Source organism: Psychrobacter okhotskensis (assembly GCF_965638355.1).
In the GTDB taxonomy this organism is placed as follows: Bacteria; Pseudomonadota; Gammaproteobacteria; order Pseudomonadales; family Moraxellaceae; genus Psychrobacter; species Psychrobacter okhotskensis.
In genome coordinates this window covers 3017144-3036893 of record NZ_OZ281822.1, presented here as the reverse complement: position 1 = coordinate 3036893, position 19750 = coordinate 3017144, and the positions used below count along the sequence as shown (strand labels likewise).

Sequence of the window (19750 nt, the reverse complement as noted above, 5' to 3'; positions counted from 1 at the left end):
AGCATAAACAGAAACAAATAATTCAGATATTACATCATACGATTATTTCTTTCTGTTTTATACAGAACTTATGACTCGACGAGAGCGTAAGAACTATTTAAAAACATAGATATGAGTCTGGGTTAGAGTGGCGTGTTCACGCGACACTCTAACCTTAGTAACCGACCTCTTAACGACATCAGTTGTTATCCCAGGGGTTGGTTACTAAAAAAGTAAAGAGAACTGAATCAAGCGTATAAACATAGGTGATATCGTTATCATAATTAGACTTTATGACACTTTGAAGTTAAAACTTATTTATAAGTTAAGACTACTTGGGGTTGTATGGTCAAGTAATGAAGCGCACATGGTGGATGCCTTGGCAGTCAGAGGCGATGAAAGACGTGACAGCCTGCGATAAGCTTCGGGGAGGCGGCAATATCCTGTGATCCGGAGATTTCTGAATGGGGAAACCCACTTACCATAAGGTAGGTATCTTGTACTTGTACAAGAAGCGAACGAGGGGAAGTGAAACATCTCAGTACCCTTAGGAATAGACATCAAATGAGATTCCCCAAGTAGCGGCGAGCGAACGGGGAGAAGCCGATTAATGCTAATGTAGAAGAACAGCGTGGGAAAGCTGACCGTAGTAGGTGATAGTCCTGTATTCGAAACATTAGCGTTAACATATTAAGTAGAGCGGGGCACGAGAAATCCTGTTTGAAGATGGGGGGACCATCCTCCAAGGCTAAATACTCCTGACTGACCGATAGTGAACCAGTACCGTGAGGGAAAGGCGAAAAGAACCCCTGTGAGGGGAGTGAAATAGAACCTGAAACCGTGTGCGTACAAGCAGTGGGAGCCTTAATTTATTAGGGTGACCGCGTACCTTTTGTATAATGGGTCAGCGACTTATGTTCTGTAGCAAGGTTAACCGTTTAGGGGAGCCGTAGGGAAACCGAGTCTTAATAGGGCGTTTAGTTGCAGGGCATAGACCCGAAACCGAGTGATCTATCCATGAGCAGGTTGAAAGTGCCGTAACAGGCACCGGAGGACCGAACCCACTGTCGTTGAAAAGCCAGGGGATGACTTGTGGATAGGGGTGAAAGGCTAATCAAACTCGGTGATAGCTGGTTCTCCCCGAAAGCTATTTAGGTAGCGCCTCGGACGAACACCATTGGGGGTAGAGCACTGTTTCGGCTAGGGGGTCATACCGACTTACCAAACCGATGCAAACTCCGAATACCGATGAGTGATATCCGGGAGACACACAGTGGGTGCTAACGTCCATTGTGGAGAGGGAAACAACCCAGACCGCCAGCTAAGGCCCCAAATTCCTAGTTAAGTGGGAAACGAGGTGGGAAGGCATAGACAGCTAGGAGGTTGGCTTAGAAGCAGCCATCCTTTAAAGAAAGCGTAATAGCTCACTAGTCGAGTCGGCCCGCGCGGAAGATGTAACGGGGCTCAAACTAGGAGCCGAAGCTGCGGATTTGAATTTGTTTTCAAGTGGTAGGGGAGCGTTGTGTAAGCCTGTGAAGGTGTGTCGTAAGGCATGCTGGAGGTATCACAAGAGCGAATGCTGACGTGAGTAACGATAATGCGAGTGAAAAGCTCGCACGCCGGAAGATCAAGGGTTCCAGTCCAACGTTAATCGGGGCTGGGTGAGTCGACCCCTAAGGCGAGGCCGAAAGGCGTAGTCGATGGGAAATCGGTTAATATTCCGATACTTGTTTATAATGCGATGGAGGGACGGAGAAGGTTATGTCAGCCTGGCGTTGGTTGTCCAGGTGAAAGGATGTAGGCTTACAACTTAGGTAAATCCGGGTTGTTATATGGCTGAGATCTGATAGCAAGCTGTACTTGTACAGCGAAGTGGCAAATACCATGCTTCCAGGAAAAGCTTCTAAGCAATAGTTATAAACGAATCGTACCCTAAACCGACACAGGTGATCAGGTAGAGAATACCAAGGCGCTTGAGAGAACTCTGCTGAAGGAACTAGGCAAAATGGTACCGTAACTTCGGGAGAAGGTACGCTGTTGATGGTGATAGGACTTGCTCCTTGAGCTGTTGACAGTCGCAGATACCAGGCTGCTGCAACTGTTTATTAAAAACACAGCACTCTGCAAACACGAAAGTGGACGTATAGGGTGTGATGCCTGCCCGGTGCTGGAAGGTTAATTGATGGGGTTAGCGTAAGCGAAGCTCTTGATCGAAGCCCCAGTAAACGGCGGCCGTAACTATAACGGTCCTAAGGTAGCGAAATTCCTTGTCGGGTAAGTTCCGACCTGCACGAATGGCATAATGATGGCAGCGCTGTCTCCAGCAGAGACTCAGTGAAATCGAAATCGCAGTGAAGATGCTGTGTACCCGCGGCTAGACGGAAAGACCCCGTGAACCTTTACTACAGCTTTACATTGAACTTTGACCTGACTTGTGCAGGATAGGTGGGAGGCTTTGAAGCCGAGACGCTAGTCTTGGTGGAGCCAATCTTGAAATACCACCCTGGTCATGTTGGGGTTCTAACTCAGGTATAACAATACCGAGGACAATGTATGGTGGGTAGTTTGACTGGGGCGGTCTCCTCCTAAAGAGTAACGGAGGAGTACGAAGGTGCGCTCAGACCGGTCGGAAATCGGTCGTAGAGTATAAAGGCAAAAGCGCGCTTAACTGCGAGACCCACAAGTCGAGCAGGTACGAAAGTAGGTCTTAGTGATCCGGTGGTTCTGTATGGAAGGGCCATCGCTCAACGGATAAAAGGTACTCTGGGGATAACAGGCTGATACCGCCCAAGAGTTCATATCGACGGCGGTGTTTGGCACCTCGATGTCGGCTCATCTCATCCTAGGGCTGAAGCAGGTCCTAAGGGTATGGCTGTTCGCCATTTAAAGAGGTACGCGAGCTGGGTTTAGAACGTCGTGAGACAGTTCGGTCCCTATCTACCGTGGGCGTTGGAAATTTGAGAGGATCTGCTCCTAGTACGAGAGGACCAGAGTGGACGAACCTCTGGTGTTCGGGTTGTCACGCCAGTGGCATTGCCCGGTAGCTACGTTCGGATGGGATAACCGCTGAAAGCATCTAAGCGGGAAGCCCACCTCAAGATTAGATTTCCCTAAAGAGCCGTTGAAGACTACGACGTTGATAGGCAGGGTGTGGAAGCACAGCGATGTGTGTAGCTAACCTGTACTAATTGCTCGTTTGGCTTGACCATACAACACCCAAGTGGTTTGTATCAAAGCTCTAATTAATCTATCTTGTATAAGCGAAAGCTTATAGAATATATATATTTCGATATCACCTTTAACCTTGATTCAGTTAGGTTACAAGTTGGTCGACCAATAGATAATATCTTGACGTCATAATAACATCAGACTCATATCTAACTCCCTTTGCTGACGACAATAGCGCGATGGCCCCACCTGATCCCTTCCCGAACTCAGAAGTGAAACATCGTTGCGCCAATGGTAGTGTGGTTCGCCCATGTGAGAGTAGGTCATCGTCAGCTCTCTATTCTAAAAAGAGCCATCCTTAATTGGATGGCTCTTTTTTTTTGGCTTTTAATCGTTCAACAATAGTTGTCTATACTAGGGCGTGTCTTCAATTCATTCGATAGTCATCTAAATGGGCTAAAAATGGCTAAATCTTGCCAAACATCGTCAAATAGCTGGTTAATATCCCGATATTATCTATGCTGTTTTTCTTGTTTGACAGCAATTTATCTCATTTTTATCGCCATTTTTGAAATGAAAACACGGCCTAGAAAGCCCCATCATACATTTGTATGATGGGGCTTTTATTTAGCTATGATTTCTCCATTTTACTTCGAAATATCACGCTTGTGAGCTTAGTTAGTAGCGTTCTTATCAAATATCTGTTTCAAGCTAGTTGGCTCTTTGCGTTTAGCCATAGTTTGCTCATGGCGTGCCTTGGAGGATGCTTGATAAGCGCGTAAACGAGAATGTTGTATCTTACCAATAGGACGATTCTCTTCTAAACAGCGGAAAGTGGTAAAGCTTAAATCCTCTATCGCGTCGAGATTGCCATCGTCTGGGACGTCTTGACAAGGTATGGTCAAAGTCGCTACGGTAACGAATGGCGCATCAGACTCTTTCCATTCTTGTGTTAGCTGATCAATAGGCTGCTTTTTAAGGTTGCGGCATAATTGAATTTGTACATCGAACTGATAGTCGTGCTCGCGTATCTCTTCGATAATTGCGGGACGTATCGCTTCATCTTCGGTGAACAGGTGAATATTGGTACGCTTAATTTTTTTCATTGAAGCTTTGGTTGGAGTTACTCTGACTTTTGCCATGTAATCACCGTGACGAAAGGCACCTTGTGAAAAATAATCGTACAACCAAGCGTTCTTAGGAGGGGTGGTTGCTAGCTTTCTAAAGGCGTTGAGTGATCGCAAGCCTTCAAGATCAGGGAATTCTTTACCGTATTTAGTCAACCAATGAAAAATGAACTTACCTTTACCCAGTAGACCCTCGCCTAAGTAACCGTTTAAACCGAAATTTAGCTTTGATAAATAAGCGTAATTTTTAAGACTATTGGTAAAAAAAATTGGACTATTTACTAAAGCGTAGTCAAAAGTGGTGCTATCTTCCTCTCCTGGGGCTAATTTTTCACCTGGCACATCGAATATTTTTATCGCCAATCCTTGCCCCAGTCCCAATCGTCTATCTGCACTTACTGCCGCTGCTGCATTGGAAAATCGAATAACCGCATCGTGAATACCAGCTTTAGCGTACAGGCCTTGAGCATATTCCTTAGGAATGTCATCTAATATCTCAAATTTAGCTTTTAGACCACAATAGCTCTTGGCATGAACGGCACGAACATGATGATCGATATCGTTTAAATCTTTGCTTTTTTTGACATATAGACGAATATCATTAGTAATAGTATCAATAATTTTATTATCTTCGTCACTTAACGTAATATATTTCGAGTCATATTTGACATAATTAGGTTTAAATAGTTTTTTTAGCATATTCAGCTACCTATGTATTAGTAGATTAAAATGTGAATTTGTGACTATTTTACAAAAGTTTAGAGTCATTACTTTAAGATAAGTATTGAGAATATGTAACAGTAGATTAATTACTAAATGTTTTGAAAACATAGTGAAGCATTCAGGTTATCGACTCTGTATGGTAAAAACCATTAATGACTAAGCCGATTACCCATTGGGCATTGGGCATTGGACATTTTTATGGTCAGAGATAAGTGCTATATCATTAAAAGCTTACTTACTAGTTTGGTTTAAATTGTTAGACTGGCTAAAATTAACGACATTTATTAAATACAAGCAGAGAAAATATGGCAGTCGATTTAACCAATACTTTAATAGTGGCTATATCAGCGACAGCATTGTTTGATTTAACGGAGTCTGAGAACCACCTTTTACAGCTACTACAGCAGCGCCCTGACGAGGCAGTAAAGGAGTTTCGCGATTATATGGCCGCTCGTGAGAACGAGCCCTTGGATATTGGCGCGGGTTATCCGCTGATTAAAGCCCTACTAAATTTGAATCATTATTGTGAAGACGATACTGTACAGCTCCCTGATATTGAAGCGCCTTTGGTCGAAGTGGTGATTGTCTCAAAGAGCAGTCCAGATACGGGCATTCAAGTACTTAATGCCATTCGAGAACATGGACTCAATATTTCTCGATCGGCATTTATATCGGGCAGTCCTGTCTCGCCTTATATCAAAGACTTCAATGTTGATTTATTTTTGACCACCAATCGTGAGGATGCGCAGCAAGTTGCTGATGCCAATATTTGTGCCTGTGCGATACTCGATGCGACGCCTGTCAATACTTATAAATTGGATACCAAACAGCTGCGTATCGCTTTTGATGGTGATGCTGTGCTTTTTGATGATTCAGGCGAGCTATTATATAAGCAAAAAGGATTGCGTGCTTTTCATGATCGTGAAGCCCAAATGCGTGACTTACCGATTGAAAAAGGACCTTATGCCGAGCTATTGATTAAGCTATCAAACTTACAGGAACGTTTGCCTGCTGGTCTGCAATATTCACCGATTAAGATTGCGTTGGTGACGGCTCGCAACGCCCCCGCGGATCTGCGGGCTATCAAGACGCTACGAGAGTGGGGCGTCAATGTGGATATGGCGTTTTTCTTGGGTGGGCTTGAAAAAACAGCGGTATTAAAGACCTTTGCACCGCATATTTTCTTTGATGATTCGGTCAAACATATTGATGCCGCGCGCAGTTTTGTTCCTACCGCCTTAGTGCCTTATCATTCGGCCTCGTTACTGCATGCCAATAGTTATTTAACAGCGGACAAAGATGCTTCATTATTATCATTTAAACCGATACAGCAACCACTGTTTTCAGTCAACCATTAAGGTCTTTAATAAAATGAAATGAATAGGATAAAAGATTATATGAAGTGGCGGCAATTACTCACGTTGATATTAGTACGAATCAAGCAAGTTATTGGCTTATATGCTTTTGTTTTAGTGCCAATGTGGGGGATGTTTTTTCTTAACAAGTTTGCGCTGTTCGGGCTGTGGAATATCTTTGGTATCGTACCGCGAGCCCTTGATGTCGGCAGCATGATAGGGATTTTTGCTTCATGGACGATGCATGGTAATTTTTCACATTTGCTTGGCAATACTTTGACATTATTACAAATTCTGTTTTTATTTGGGCTGTTTGAAAACAACGCGTATCGTACAGTGGTTAAGCTTATTATAGCCTCTGGATTGGTAACGTGGATCATTGGCTCGCCGCTATCGATTCATATCGGGGCATCAGGACTATGTTTTGCGATGCTTGGTTATATGATAGGTGGCGCTGTCTTCGCAAGGCGTTGGGGCTATCTATTGGCCTGCATTGTCATGGGCACGGGCTACTGGTTGACTATCAAACAAGGATTAATGCCGCAGCAAGGTATCTCCTTTGCGGCACATTTCGGTGGTCTATGCGCTGGTTTATTGCTCGGGGCAAACTCAAAACATCAGTATACTGCCACTGTTCAGCGTTATTAATTGCTCAATATTATTCATTGATAGACACTACTAACTGCGAGGCGTTTTACGGATTATCTAGTGGTTTTGTAAACTTATCTTTATCTGAATATTTGGCCATTTTTAGCCCATTTACATTCAGATTGAGGACAGTCTCTAGCTTTTATTGTTACAAATACTGATGAATAGGGGATCATCTGTTGCTAAGGGCTGCCATTTGGTTGAGCTATTAACGTGCTCATCAACCGTCAAAGTACTGTCTTTCGCTGGCATAATATAATCGGCACGGGCTGGTGTGCTGCAGTCAATTACCTGTGCAACTTGCTTGACACTCATGCGTCTTTCAAACAGATATAGATTGGTTAGATAGATATCTGGATTGTCTATTTGCGGCCGCGCGTGACCACTATCGGCTGCCATAAAGCGTATTGTCTGTGGTTTTACATACGACCATGGTCGAAACCACACACTCTCTTCAATCTTTTTGACCACGGTCATCCCTTCTGGTAATTGAGCGACTTGCTGATCATACCAGTTATATTCTTGATGTACCTGAAACCCAAAAATACCAAGAGCAGCAAAGGCTGGAATCAGCCATTTTGGTGCTTTTTTGCCCGCCAATTTGCTGAGGTGAGTTATAACAAGTGCCAACCCAGCCAAACCAAATCCGGCAGCCATGGTGGCGATAAACTCATAAAGCATAAGACTTTTCCTTAATACATGGCGCGTATAGGCCAATCATAAAATAGTAAATTTTTATCATGTCGTTCTTATAAAGCGGCTTTTTATAGATTAACTGTCACTAAACGACTGTTATCAAATAATTTCTATTACGCTATATAGATAAAAAAACACTCACAAGCAGCGGCTGCCTGTGAGTGATATGCATAAAGGATACCATACTACATACCAGAGCTTAGTGGTCCACTGCGCCGCCAGCTCCGCGTGGAGAACGAACGCTTTCAACCAATTCTTGGATATGTAATGGTGGTGCTTTAGTCGCGTAAGATACAATGAACGCAACGATAAAGTTGAGCAAGGCACCAATCGCACCAAATGATAATGGCGAGATACCAAACAACCAGTATTCTTCCGTATCAGGGAAGTTAGCCGTACCACTGATGAAGAACCAGCCTTTGAAAACAAAGATATAAACCAAGATACTAATCAGACCTGTCAACATACCGGCGATAGCGCCAAGGTTGTTAATACGCTTAGAGAAAATACCCATCATCAATGCTGGGAACAGTGAAGCACCTGCAATACCAAAGGCTAAGGCAACCACCTGTGCCGCGAATCCTGGTGGGTTAATACCCAGCCAAGTAGCCACGACAATCGCGACACCCATTGTGATACGGGCGACACGTAGCTCACCCTTATCAGTGATGTTTGGATTAAGGTTTCTCTTAATCAAGTCATGACTGATGGCTGATGAGATGGCAAGTAGTAGACCAGCGGCTGTTGATAGTGCTGCTGCCAAACCACCTGCAGCGATAAGACCGATAACCCATGGTGGCAGTTGAGCGATTTCTGGGTTAGCCAATACTAAGATATCGGCGTTGACGTCTAGCTCGTTACCTGCCCAACCTGCATTGGCAAAGCGGCCATCGACTTCTAGATCATGTGCTGTGCGAGCTTCTGCTACAGCAGCAGTGGCAGCTGCAACATCTCCGCCTTCTGCTTCAGCCGTGTTGAGTGCTAGCTGAGCCGCACCCAATCCACTGTCGTTATATAACTGAATACGACCATCGTTATTTAGGTCGTTATATTTAATAAGACCAGTATCTTCCCATGTTCTCATCCAATCTGGACGCTGCTCATAAGTAAGCGCAGGCTCTTCCACACCTTGTGGATAGATCGTATCGATCAAGTTGAGACGCGCCATTGCACCCACTGCAGGGGCGGTAAAGTATAGTAATGAGATAAATACAAGGGTCCAACCCGCTGTCCAACGTGCGTCAGCGACTTTAGGAACCGTGAAAAAGCGAATGATAACGTGGGGCAGACCCGCAGTACCAATCATAAGCGATAAGGTAAACAGCACCATATTTAGCTTGTTAGGAACGTCAGCCGTATAAGCTGCAAAGCCTAAATCAGTGACTACTTGATCGAGTTTGGTTAATAAAGGAATACCTGCTTCAGTATGGTTAGAGAATAAACCAAGACCGGGAATTGGATTGCCTGTTAACTCAAGTGAGATAAAGACCGCAGGAATGGTATAAGCAATCATAAGAACGACATACTGCGCAACCTGCGTATAAGTGATCCCCTTCATGCCACCAAGTACAGCGTAGAAGAAGACAACGACCGCAGCAATCAGTAGGCCAGTGGTGTTTTCAACTTCTAAGAAGCGTGAGAAAGCAACGCCAGCACCAGTCATCTGACCGATAACATAAGTAGTCGAGGCGATAATCAAACAAACCACGGCAATCATAGCCGCTGTCTTAGAATAAAAACGGTCGCCGATAAAGTCAGGAACCGTAAATTTACCGAACTTACGTAAGTATGGCGCTAGGAGCATCGCTAGCAGTACATAGCCACCTGTCCAACCCATTAAATACGTCGAGGCACCATAACCACCAGCGGCAAGGATACCGGCCATCGAGATGAATGACGCCGCACTCATCCAGTCAGCAGCCGTTGCCATACCGTTTACGACTGGATGCACACCACCACCAGCCACATAGAATTCGCTGGTCGTACCAGCACGCGCCCAAATCGCAATACCGAAGTAGAGAGCGAAGGACAGACCCACAAAAATAATATTAATTGTAAATTGACTCATAGTGCTATTCCTCGTCTACGCCATATTGTTTATCTAACTTGTTCATACGCCACGCGTAAAAAAAGATCAAGATGATGAAGACTGCAATAGAACCTTGCTGAGCAAACCAAAAGCCTAGATCAGTACCGCCGATTCTAATGCCTGCTAACAGAGGACGTAAAAGAATAGCAAAACCATAAGAAACTAGTGCCCAAATGACTAGGCTACCTAGGATGAGACGGACATTGGCACGCCAATAACCGGATGGATCGTTGTGGTTTTCCATAGGACAACTCCTTTTGTCTTGCATAAAAGCGGAATTATTGGTTTAAGCGTGATAAGCCGTTATGGTCTAGCAAGTATCACTAAAAGCGATACGACGTTTATAGCAATGACCAGCATTGCCTGACAAACGATCAAAGCAGAACGGAAACGACCAATCAGCGTCATTAACTAAAATCACCAACAAAATAAGCGAGTTTTGGACTATTTTTCGACTGAAAACATCATAAAAAATAGCTATTCACTGCGCATTACCCTAAAAAAGTGGGTAATACCTAAAATATGATGGATTGCTTAAAATTTAATTATTTAAAATAAATAGCAGTATTAATTAAATATGACAGGCAGGAAGAACGATATATTTCGAGGAAGGTAGGTGGGGCATAACAATCCATCGTTCTTGAAGCTCTTGTCTTCCTGACAAGCATCTTAAGGTTTGTAGAACGCTAATTACTCATGCCAATAAGTAAATATTAACTTTATCGGAATGTCTATACCATTCAAGGTATCAGTAATAAAAAATTGATAACAAAATTTTAATTGCTAAGGGCATGATCAATCAATGCCACAAAACATTTATTTTGACAGGATACATGTACGTTACAAACGTTACTGAAGTATTACTAAAACTGTCTAAATTGTGCTGTAAATTTGTTACTTTATACATTCTATATGATATGAGCGGTAAGTAACATTTATTTTAAAAATAAATTTACTAAGTTGATAACCAAATGTGATGATTGTAGAGCATTTAATCTCTATAGAATGCCCGTAGCGTTTTGATAGCAAGTATTGAATACCAATAAATCAAGATTTTTACTGATTAAACCCTGTTATCAGTATCTAAAAAAGTAGGTTATACAAAGCGTAAATGAGGAGCTCGTATGAACGAAGGCATAGCAAATTGGTTCAATAGTATCGTCAATTATGGCGTTAGTATTATCTGGGGTAACAATGATTGGTTGATCGCGAGTAACCCTTGGTATGGATTGCTCATGTTCGTACTGATTGGCGCAGGTATTTATTTTACCATCGTCACCCGCTTTATCCAATTTCGCCACTTTGGTCACATGTGGCAGCTATTACGCGTCTCAAACCAAGGGCGTAAAGATGGCGGCATCAGCTCGTTTGAGGCTTTGATGACCTCACTCGCGGCGCGTGTTGGTACGGGTAACTTGGCGGGGGTTGCCATTGCTATTTATCTCGGTGGTCCGGGTGCTGTTTTTTGGATGTGGATGACCGCGATAGTCGGTATGTCGACCAGCTTTATTGAGTCGACTTTAGCGCAAGCATATAAGGTGCCGCACAATGATAACGTTTACCGCGGTGGACCTGCTTACTATATCGAGAAAGGTTTAGGAAAGCGCTGGCTGGCGATATTTTTCTCGCTTTGCCTACTCGTCGCATTTGGTCTGGCATTTAATGGCGTGCAATCCAATACGATTGCGCAAGCGACCAATGAAGCGTTTGGCATTCCAACGTGGATGACAGGTTTGGTGCTGGTCGTATTGGTAGCGCCAGTGGTATTTGGTGGTTTGCGCTCGGTAGCCCGCATCGCGGGCAAAATCGTACCAGTGATGGCTATTTTATATATTTTATTAGCGCTATTCATTATCGTGACCAATTTCAGTCAGTTCCCAGCAGCGATTGCTTTGATTGTAAAGTCAGCCTTTGGCTTTGAGCAAGCAGCGGGCGGGGTCATCGGTTACGGTATCGCTCAGGCGATGATCAACGGTATCAAACGCGGTTTGTTTTCTAACGAAGCCGGTATGGGCTCCGCACCCAATGCGGCGGCAACGGCCAAAAGTCATCCCGATCATCCAGCAGTGCAAGGATTTATGCAGATGCTCGGGGTCTTTATGGATACCTTGGTTATTTGTACCGCTACTGCCTCTATTATTATCTTGTCTGGAGTGGTTGACCCCAACGTCGAACAAGAAGGTATCCAGCTTACTCAGTTGGCACTATCGCAATATGTTGGCGATATGGGGGTAATATTCGTCGCGATTGCTATTTTCTTTTTCTCATTTACGTCTATCATTGCTAACTATAGTTATGGCGAGTCTAATCTTGAATTTATCTCTGGTGCCAAAAATGCCAAAGTGATGATTATGATTTTCCGCTTTATGGTTTTAGGTATGGTGTTCGTCGGCGCGATTGCTAGTTTGCCAGCAATATGGAACTTTGCTGATTTGTCGATGGGTCTTATGGCCTTGACCAACTTAGTCGCTATTTTAATCCTATCGCCAGTGGCCTTAAGAATATTGCGTGACTATGAGCGACAAGTAAAAGAGGGCAAAACTGGCGATCAAATTAAATTTAATCCTGATGACTTTGTGAAGCTAAAAGACGAAGCCAATCGTGATGCCTGGACGGATTAAGCTGACAGATTGGTTGTGATTATTAAATAAAGTGTATAAGTACAAAAAAACCGCCCTTATGATTAAGAGCGGTTTTTTATTGATTTCTTTATCTCAAATATGATTTACATATTTGGATAGTTAGGACCGCCGCCACCTTCTGGCGTCACCCAAGTAATGTTCTGCGAAGGATCTTTGATATCACAGGTCTTACAATGCACACAGTTTTGCGCATTGATAACGAACTTAGCGCCTTCTGCATCTTTGACCACTTCGTAAACACCCGCTGGGCAGTACAAACGTGCTGGCTCAGCATATAAAGGTAAGTTAATTGAAATAGGCACCGTTTGATCGGTAAGTTTTAAGTGCGTTGGTTGATCTTCAGCATGGTTGGTATTAGAGATAAATACCGACGATAACTTATCAAAGATCAGTTTACCATCAGGCTTGAGGTAAGTAGGCTGATAAGCGTGGTTGGCACGCTCTAGCTGATCGTAATCTGGCAGGTTATCGTGTAAGGTAAATGGCATTTTACCTTTCAATAAGTTGTGCTCGATAAAGGTGAAAGTACCACCCATGAATAGACCCATACGGTGTATTGCAGGCGAGAAGTTGCGCGACTCGTAATTATCTTGGTACAACCACGACTCTTTATACATAGTCGTATAAGCAATCACTTCGTCATGCTGACGATCAGCTTGTACCGCTTCGAAAATCGCTTCGGCGGCGAGCATGCCTGACTTCATTGACGTGTGCGTACCTTTGATTTTAGCTGGGTTTAAGAATCCAGCGTCATCACCGACCAATACACCTCCAGGGAAGGTGAATTTTGGTAAGGAGTTGAGACCGCCCTTAGTCAAAGCACGAGCGCCGTAAGAGATACGCTTGCCGCCTTCGAGTACATTCTTAATGACAGGGTGCGTCTTTAGGCGCTGCATCTCGTCAAATGGCGACATGTACGGGTTATGATAGGACAAATCAGCGACAAGACCAAAGCTTACTTGGTTGTTTTCATCGAAGTATAACCACCAACCACCAGTAGAGCCCGTTTCGGTCAATGGCCAGCCAAGTCCGTGCATGACCACGCCTTGCTCGTGCTTCTCTGGCACAACTTCCCACAATTCTTTTAGACCAATACCATAATGCTGAGGATCTGAGTCTTTATCAAGATCAAAACGGCTGATTAAGCGTTTGCCTAGATGACCACGGCTGCCTTCGGCAAAAATAGTATATTTGGCAAGCAGCTCATAACCCGGCTCAAAGCTTGGCTTGGCTTCGCCATTGGCCGCCACACCCATATCACCAGTCAGGATACCGCGTACCGAACCATCGTCATTATATAAGATGTCATCAGCTGGGAAGCCTGGGAACATCATGACTTCTAACTCTTCGGCTTGTACGGCCAACCAACGAACCACATTTCCCAATGAGACAATATAGTTGCCGTCATTGTGCATCGGTGCTGGGATTAAAGGATCTGGTACTTTGGTAGAGCGTGTGGCTGAATTTAAGTAGTAGAAGCGATCTTCGGTCGCTGGCACGTTTAGCGGTGCGCCTTTTTCTTTCCAGTCTGGTATCAGCTCATTTAAAGCACGCGGCTCGATAACAGCGCCAGATAAAGTATGAGCACCGAATTCAGAGCCTTTTTCAACCACACAAACCATAAATTCATCATTGCCAGCTTTGATAGCGAGCTGACGCAGACGAATCGCAGCAGATAGACCCGCAGGTCCGCCGCCGACGATGATGACGTCGAATTCCATTGATTCGCGCTCAATCTCAGGCTCTGCCGCGACAGGTTCTACTACTGGTTCAGGCGTTTTTTCGACCGCTACTTTCTCAGCAGGCTCTTTATCCACGGCGACAGGTTCGACTGCTGCTTCTGTCGCAGTTTCAATGGTCTCAGTTTCAATGGTCTCAGCTTTTTTGAGGTCTGCGGTTTCGACAGCAATCTCTTCAGCTGGCGCTTCTTTGGTCAGCGTCGTTGACTCTGGCTTTGTGGTGTCTAGCTTGGCCGTATCTGTCGCGACTGGTGCATCAGTGTGAACGCTATCACCGTCGACGACTGGCTTTTGATTGTCTTGCTCTTGCATACCTACTCCTAAACTTTTAGTGGCTTATCTCAGGGCATCATTAGCTTAACAATTGCATAATAAGGCTTGCGGCGCTAATTTCACTCAGACATATGGCTGCTCGACAGAAACTGTCTTTGCGGCATCAATTGACAACGTTGCTGTTAAACCTAGTGAATAAAAAGCGATCAACATATCCGCTAATAAAATGTGTCACTAAGACAACGCGCACTTGACTGTTTCAATAAAAAATCGTTACTCATTATAAAAGAAAAGTCCTACAAACACGATACGCATTTATGAGTATCGGTGTTAAGGTAAGATTTGGGTAGTAAAGGTATAATGACGATATGGTCCCATCATACCCGAAACTAAAATTTATAGTAATAGTAGATTTTCCAAACTTTAATTACTAGGTAAAGGATTAGATGATGAGCGATAATAATATTAAGACGGATAATAATTCGCAAAACAGTGCTAACAGACCGCAGGACGTGGCATCCAACCCAAATGCTATAGAAGCACTGAATCAATATTTAAAGTCTGCTGCAGGGACACGTGAAGGTCGGTCGATACCGCCACTGGAAAAGTGGCATCCTGAACAAGTCGCCGATATGGATTTGGTCATCAAAGCCAACGGTGAGTGGTGGCATGAGGGCGGGCAAATGACCAGAGAGTCATTGGTGAGCTTATTTGCCACTATCTTATGGAAAGAAGAAAATAATGGGGTAGTAGAGTACTTTTTAAAGACGCCTGTACAAAAACTTCGCATCCAAGTGGAAGATGCACCGTTACTTATCAATGATGTTGGTATCGTTAAAGAAGCTAATCATAGCTGGCTAGAGTTTACCACGACGACTGGCGATGTGGTACGTTTAGACGATGAGCATCCGATTACTTTGCAGACTTATACAGCTGATGACTCTGCTGATAATCAAGCTGACACGCAAGTAAAACCTTATATGCCAGTCAGAAATGGCTTGACTGCGTTGATCGCTCGTAATGCCTTTTATCATCTAACTGAAATCGGCGAATTAACAGAGCGAGCAGGTGAGACAATACTGACCTTGCAAAGTGGTGGCCAGTCTTATGAGCTGTCGATGCCAGCTGGCTAATTAGCATCAAGCCTCAATAAAAACTGTCTATCCATACGATAGACTGTTTTTTATTTATCATAAAAATACCGTTTTAAACGCGCTATTGAGAAGCTAAGTTTCAAGGGTTGCGTCTAAAAGATTGCGTCTAAAGAATTATGTTTAAAAATTAACATTTGAAAACTGCTATTGAAATGAAGGTATCGATATGAAAACAGCGGTAGCGTACCGATGAATATTGCTGCAGCCAACCTGTTAAACGTAGTTGAGACACCGTCGACTGCCGTTGAAAAGCAGGATTTTAAACAAGCGGTTATTCATAGCGCTGAAAATACCACTTCGGTTAGCCAAACTATGGCTAATAAAGAGCGCAATGCGCCGATTGGCTTATTTGATTCTGGGGTTGGTGGTCTGTCTGTGTATCTGCATTTAGCCCAGCAACTCCCTGCCGAGCGTTATGTTTATTATGCAGATACCTTGCATGTACCGTATGGCAATCGTGATAGCAAAGACATCGAAGCATTGACCTTGACAGCCGTAGAGTGGCTGTATCAGCAGGGCTGCAAGCTCATTGTGATTGCTTGCAACAGTGCATCTGCTTATGCTTTAGAGACAGCTAGACGTTGTTATCCGCAGTTGCCTATTGTCGGCTTGGTACCAGCGCTCAAGCCCGCCGTGTTAGCAAGTAAAAGCAATCATGTCGCGGTATTGGCCACCAAAGCAACTTTGAACGGTACGCTACTTAATGAAGTCATCACGGCTATTGCTAGTCCTAACCGTACCCTAGTGACCAAGTATTTTGATCCAGAGCTGGTGCCTTGGGTCGAGGCAGGCATGCCAGAAGAGTGTGAGACCGCACAACGGCTACGCCAGCAGCTACAGATATTTGCACAAAACGGAGTCGATCAATTGGTGCTGGGCTGTACTCATTATCCATTTTTTAAAGCATTCTTATTGGATGAGATTGCACAGCAACAGCTATCGATACAAGTGGTGGACTCAGGACAGGCAATTGCTGAACGGGTCAAGCAACTATTAGTGGCAAACCAAATTTCTGCTTTGCTTAATGATGGTGCTCAGGATGATCATAAAGAGAGTAGGGATGTGGGCATAATTAACCGACCACCGTTGACTTTTTATGCAACCAAATATGATGAAAAATTGGCTATACTGATACAGCGTTTGCTTGGCAAAGAGACACACCTACAGTACTATGCTTAGTAAGCTCCATCATTGATAGGTAATGGCAAGCCCTTTTATATCCACAATTTTGCATTTATATCAGTTACTATCCCTCTAATGAGAAAATAAACTGAGCGTATCTGCCTAGGATTATGCTAGGCTAGTCTGTGCAAGACAAGATATTTGTGCTTTTATTCCACCCATACTTATTTGTGTCATTATCCAAGCGCAGAGGTTATTTTGCCAAACCGTCGTTATCATATTCATGTCATTTGCGCTGACAACGATCAGTTGTTGGTTTTGAACAGTGTGGCGATTTTTTTTCAGGCGCGGGCATTTTTAACCTACGATGTCTCTAGTAAGTTACCGAAAGCTTCATTATACGGTCGCCAATGTATCGATGCCTGTGATTATGCGCTAATGATCATTGGCGATAGCTATGGCACCATGCAAAACACTGGTGTCAGTCAAATGCATCTGAGCTATCTGAATGCCAAAGCCAAGCTCAAGCCTTTACTCATCTTGGTCAAAAACCATCCTCAGGGTGCAGATGTCAGTCGGCAGTTGCAAGAGTTTATTAATACGGTTACTCAGCAAGCTAAGCATTTGCATCATTATGATGAGGATACGGATATTGAGAAACTGCTCATTCAAGCCTACCCTAACATGGTGATTCAACATAGCGTAAAAGACGTGTGGGTAAGGGTTAGTGAAGAATCAGTCCGGCTAAGCAAACAAGCCGCCTTGTCTGAATCCATAATCTCCCCATCCCCTACGAGCACGCTGCTAAAACAAAATAACCGTGTCGTCCACCAAGGTACTGCCACGGATAGTGTCAGTAAACCTATCGTCTTAACAGACACTTTCGTGATTCAATATAGTGCGCAAGCCTATGCTGGCGGCAACTTGACAGATGTCACCAGATCGATGACCTTAACGTGGCAAGAGATATTGAGCACCTTGATGAAAATACCGGCGACATTCTCAAGCTACGGTTTACAAAGTGCCATTAATCGTCTCATTGCCTCCAAGGCTGAGCACGATATTAAGCAAGAGATGCCCAACGTCCACGCCGTAGCACGCTGCCAAATTGCCCAAAATGACTTAAACCATTTGCAACGCCAGCTGGTCGCAGCGAACTGGATACAGTTAACGACTTATGGTACGCGAGTCTCACAAGAATTGTGGAAATTGACTTTCTATGCCCAAAACCTACTAAAAAATAAACAATCAACCGTTCAGACTTAGTAATGGTAATCAGAAACCCTAATCAATGGCACGGTAAGGATTGTCAACGGATTTCCTGTGCTTGCTACTACGTTTTGTAATACAAAGCATACGCGGCAACGGTTGTGAATTTAGCCAAGACTCGTGATAATAAAGGTCAATAGCGTAAAATGGTTTTACGATATTGGTTAGTAGAATAATAGTTATTAAAATAATAATTGAGATAAAAACGATTCAAATGGTGTACTAGCCTATATAAACTTATCTACCGTAAAAACGACAAACATAAAAGCGTATAATAATATTGACTGATTAAGGAGCACTATCATGAGTAATGATAAACATGACGAGTTAAGAAAAGAGATTGATGGCCTAGAGAAAACCATGCATGATGCCGAACAATATCACACGCTAGAAGAGCAAGTGGCGGATATGAAGCGCCGTGGCATCGACCCTAGTAAAGCCTATAAAGATTGGGACAAAAAACAGGAAGACGAAGATTGGGGCGACGACACCTGGAAAGAAAATGGTAAATGGGAGCCGAAGACGCCTGCGGATTTGGATGATAAAGCCCGTGAAAATTGGGATGGTAATAATGGCAAACCCAATCCACCACCGATCGTATAAATGATCTCAATAGGTAATCGCTTGATCAAAAAAAGCCACGCTAATCATATTAGCATGGCTTTTTTTAATCTCTTGGATTCAACATTGAAGTGCAACGCACCCGAAGCTAGATTTTACCTCAAGAGGCGTTCTAAACCCTAGCACCTTTCTAGGTCGATTATTTAAACTGTCTTCAATCGACTGAACTAAGTGCCTGCATAGGTTATCCAGACGCATTGACTTCGGTAGAAACTGACGAATTAACCCATTGGTATTCTCATTCGTTCCACGCTCCCAAGAATGATAAGGCTGAGCGAAGTAAATATCAGCCTTTAACGCTGTTGCCATCGTTTCATGGTCAGCAAACTCTTTACCGTTATCAAAGGTGATACTTAACGCCTGTTCACCTTTTAGCATGCCAATACAAGCTTGTGTGACGGCTACTGCCTTGCGATTGGGTAGCGCTTTGATCTTAGTCTCTCGAGTTGTTCTATCCACTAGAGTGACAAGCACACCTTGATGTCCACGACCAACCACCGTATCCCCTTCATAATCGCCCATACGACTGCGCGCTTCAATGATACTAGGACGCTCAGTGATATCACAGCGGTTCGCTATCTTTCCGCGCCTATCATAACCTTGCAGACGGCGTTTCCTATAGCGCTTTTGACATCTAAGGGCGCTATGTAAGTTACCCCCTGCCTTTTTGTCAGTATAGATGTGTTGATATATCGATTCATGGCTTGGGACCTCTTGCCAACCCAGCATTCTCAGTCGCCCTGTGATTTGCTCAGGTGAGTAGTGCTTGCTGAGTAGATGATCAATATAGCACCAGCCAAAGCGGCTGATCTGTGAGCTATTCACAACTTTGCGCGCGTTTGCCAATCGATGGGCTTGTTTGGGGCGATAACCCCTTTGTCCCATGTTTCGCCTTATCTCTCGACTCACCGTTGATTTATGACAGCCAATAATTCTAGCTATTTCACTCATGCCTTTTTTAGCTTGCAATAGCGCTGATATTTGATATCTTTGCTCTTGGGTAAGATGTGTATAGTGTTTCATAACGTTCTGATATGTAGGAGTTGAAGTTTGAAATGCAACACGGCACATCTTACTCTTCAACTCATTCTTTTAAAACGTTGCACTTCTTATTTGAATCTAGGTCTATAACAATTAGGTTTATC

General features: G+C 43.8%; 13 protein-coding genes and 2 rRNA genes. 9 read left to right on the top strand and 6 right to left on the bottom strand.

Annotated elements, in window-relative coordinates:
* Window positions 1-326: 326 nt before the first annotated feature.
* Window positions 327-3188 (top strand): 23S ribosomal RNA (locus ACSUPM_RS12595).
* Between the two features lie 180 nt (window positions 3189-3368).
* Window positions 3369-3482 (top strand): 5S ribosomal RNA (rrf, locus tag ACSUPM_RS12590).
* A gap of 339 nt (window positions 3483-3821) precedes the next feature.
* On the opposite strand, the gene ACSUPM_RS12585 is transcribed toward rrf, so the two are convergent.
* Window positions 3822-4973 (bottom strand): catalase family protein, encoded by a 1152-nt coding sequence (locus tag ACSUPM_RS12585; protein ID WP_025651611.1) that lies wholly within the window; start codon window positions 4971-4973, stop codon window positions 3822-3824.
* Between the two features lie 329 nt (window positions 4974-5302).
* On the opposite strand from ACSUPM_RS12585, the gene ACSUPM_RS12580 reads away from it, so the two are divergent.
* Together ACSUPM_RS12580 and ACSUPM_RS12575 are read left to right on the top strand one after the other, a co-directional pair.
* Complete coding sequence (locus ACSUPM_RS12580; protein ID WP_350588477.1) at window positions 5303-6355, top strand: 5'-nucleotidase; 1053 nt, start codon at window positions 5303-5305, stop codon at window positions 6353-6355.
* Window positions 6356-6394: 39 nt separating this feature from the next.
* Window positions 6395-7000 carry a rhomboid family intramembrane serine protease gene (locus tag ACSUPM_RS12575; protein ID WP_173239827.1) on the top strand — a complete coding sequence of 202 codons (606 nt, stop codon included), beginning with the start codon at window positions 6395-6397 and terminating at the stop codon, window positions 6998-7000.
* A gap of 135 nt (window positions 7001-7135) precedes the next feature.
* Here ACSUPM_RS12575 and ACSUPM_RS12570 read toward each other — a convergent pair whose 3' ends face one another.
* The 3 genes from ACSUPM_RS12570 to ACSUPM_RS12560 all read right to left on the bottom strand — a co-directional run bounded on the left by ACSUPM_RS12570 (window position 7136) and on the right by ACSUPM_RS12560 (window position 10029).
* A complete protein-coding gene (locus tag ACSUPM_RS12570; protein WP_350588476.1) occupies window positions 7136-7681 on the bottom strand; it encodes a hypothetical protein in 546 nt (181 codons plus the stop codon).
* A gap of 214 nt (window positions 7682-7895) precedes the next feature.
* Window positions 7896-9764, bottom strand: coding sequence for a sodium:solute symporter family protein (locus ACSUPM_RS12565; RefSeq protein WP_025651607.1), 1869 nt, complete (start codon window positions 9762-9764; stop codon window positions 7896-7898).
* Between the two features lie 4 nt (window positions 9765-9768).
* On the bottom strand, window positions 9769-10029 hold the full coding sequence (locus tag ACSUPM_RS12560) for a DUF4212 domain-containing protein (RefSeq protein ID WP_025651606.1): 261 nt from the start codon (window positions 10027-10029) through the stop codon (window positions 9769-9771).
* An 880-nt stretch (window positions 10030-10909) separates the two neighbouring features.
* Between ACSUPM_RS12560 and ACSUPM_RS12555 the strand changes: the two genes are divergently transcribed.
* Window positions 10910-12406 (top strand): alanine/glycine:cation symporter family protein, encoded by a 1497-nt coding sequence (locus ACSUPM_RS12555; RefSeq protein ID WP_025651604.1) that lies wholly within the window; start codon window positions 10910-10912, stop codon window positions 12404-12406.
* A gap of 104 nt (window positions 12407-12510) precedes the next feature.
* Here ACSUPM_RS12555 and ACSUPM_RS12550 read toward each other — a convergent pair whose 3' ends face one another.
* Window positions 12511-14148, bottom strand: coding sequence for an electron transfer flavoprotein-ubiquinone oxidoreductase (locus ACSUPM_RS12550; protein ID WP_037026260.1), 1638 nt, complete (start codon window positions 14146-14148; stop codon window positions 12511-12513).
* Window positions 14149-14888: 740 nt separating this feature from the next.
* On the opposite strand from ACSUPM_RS12550, the gene ACSUPM_RS12545 reads away from it, so the two are divergent.
* The 4 genes from ACSUPM_RS12545 to ACSUPM_RS12530 all read left to right on the top strand — a co-directional run bounded on the left by ACSUPM_RS12545 (window position 14889) and on the right by ACSUPM_RS12530 (window position 18587).
* A complete protein-coding gene (locus ACSUPM_RS12545; protein WP_025651602.1) occupies window positions 14889-15572 on the top strand; it encodes a DUF1285 domain-containing protein in 684 nt (227 codons plus the stop codon).
* Window positions 15573-15782: 210 nt separating this feature from the next.
* Window positions 15783-16772 carry a glutamate racemase gene (murI, locus tag ACSUPM_RS12540; RefSeq protein ID WP_173239825.1) on the top strand — a complete coding sequence of 330 codons (990 nt, stop codon included), beginning with the start codon at window positions 15783-15785 and terminating at the stop codon, window positions 16770-16772.
* 144 nt (window positions 16773-16916) lie between these two features.
* Window positions 16917-17981 carry a DUF4062 domain-containing protein gene (locus tag ACSUPM_RS12535; RefSeq protein ID WP_025651600.1) on the top strand — a complete coding sequence of 355 codons (1065 nt, stop codon included), beginning with the start codon at window positions 16917-16919 and terminating at the stop codon, window positions 17979-17981.
* A 306-nt stretch (window positions 17982-18287) separates the two neighbouring features.
* Complete coding sequence (locus ACSUPM_RS12530) at window positions 18288-18587, top strand: hypothetical protein (RefSeq protein ID WP_025651599.1); 300 nt, start codon at window positions 18288-18290, stop codon at window positions 18585-18587.
* 78 nt (window positions 18588-18665) lie between these two features.
* On the opposite strand, the gene ACSUPM_RS12525 is transcribed toward ACSUPM_RS12530, so the two are convergent.
* On the bottom strand, window positions 18666-19628 hold the full coding sequence (locus ACSUPM_RS12525) for an IS30 family transposase (RefSeq protein WP_436879996.1): 963 nt from the start codon (window positions 19626-19628) through the stop codon (window positions 18666-18668).
* Between the last annotated feature and the right edge of the window lie 122 nt (window positions 19629-19750).